Below are 998 nucleotides of genomic sequence, written 5' to 3'. Positions count from 1 at the left end.
AGAGGGACGTGCTGGTCTTGAGACAAGTACCACCCGTTACAGTGTGGATGCTAGCACAGGTCAGGTTACCGCCCTTCCGGTTGAGGTTGAAACTCGTCCAGCCGAGGATCGTGTGATTGCGGTTGGTGCCAAGGAAATTGAGCCACCAGTAGTGACTCCAGAGCCAGAAGATGTCTTAGAAACTCGTCAAGAGCCGATTGCTTTTGAAACGGTTTATGAATCAGATGAGAGCCTTGCTTATGGTTCAAGTCAGGTATCCCAAGAGGGTGTTGCAGGCACTAAGGAAGTTGTTTGGAACGTTACCAAGGATAGTCTAGTCAGCGAAAGTGTGACGACTCCAGCAGTATCACAGATTGTTCGTGTAGGAACTCAGCCAAGTGTCACAACGAAGGAGCTTCCGTTCAAGGAAATCCGTCAGGACGATCCGAATCTCGAAAAAGGTCAGGAGGGTGTTGTAACAGAGGGTCGTACTGGTCTTGAGACAAGTACCACCCGTTACAGTGTGGATGCTAGCACAGGTCAGGTTACTGCCCTTCCAGTTGAGGTTGAAACTCGTTCAGCCGAGGATCGTGTGATTGCGGTTGGTACCAAGGAAATTGAGCCACCAGTAGTGACTCCAGAGCCAGAAGATGTCTTAGAAACTCGTCAAGAGCCGATTGCTTTTGAAACGGTTTATGAATCAGATGAGAGCCTTGCTTATGGTTCAAGTCAGGTATCCCAAGAGGGTGTTGCAGGCACTAAGGAAGTTGTTTGGAACGTTACCAAGGATAGTCTAGTCAGCGAAAGTGTGACGACTCCAGCAGTATCACAGATTGTTCGTGTAGGAACTCAGCCAAGTGTCACAACGAAGGAGCTTCCGTTCAAGGAAATCCGTCAGGACGATCCGAATCTCGAAAAAGGTCAGGAGCGTGTTGTAACAGAGGGACGTGCTGGTCTTGAGACAAGTACCACCCGTTACAGTGTGGATGCTAGCACAGGTCAGGTTACCGCCCTTCCGG

The 998-nt window shown here is 49.8% G+C and carries 1 protein-coding gene; it reads left to right on the top strand.

What is annotated here, in order from left to right; all coding sequences use genetic code 11:
- On the top strand, positions 1-998 hold a 998-nt coding region (locus E4T71_RS08660), incomplete at both ends, for a G5 domain-containing protein (RefSeq protein ID WP_194181265.1).

The organism is Streptococcus sp. WM07, from assembly GCF_004570525.1.
In the GTDB taxonomy this organism is placed as follows: domain Bacteria; phylum Bacillota; class Bacilli; order Lactobacillales; family Streptococcaceae; genus Streptococcus.
The sequence above is the reverse complement of the archived record's forward strand: the minus strand, read 5'-3'. Positions and strand labels throughout refer to the sequence as shown.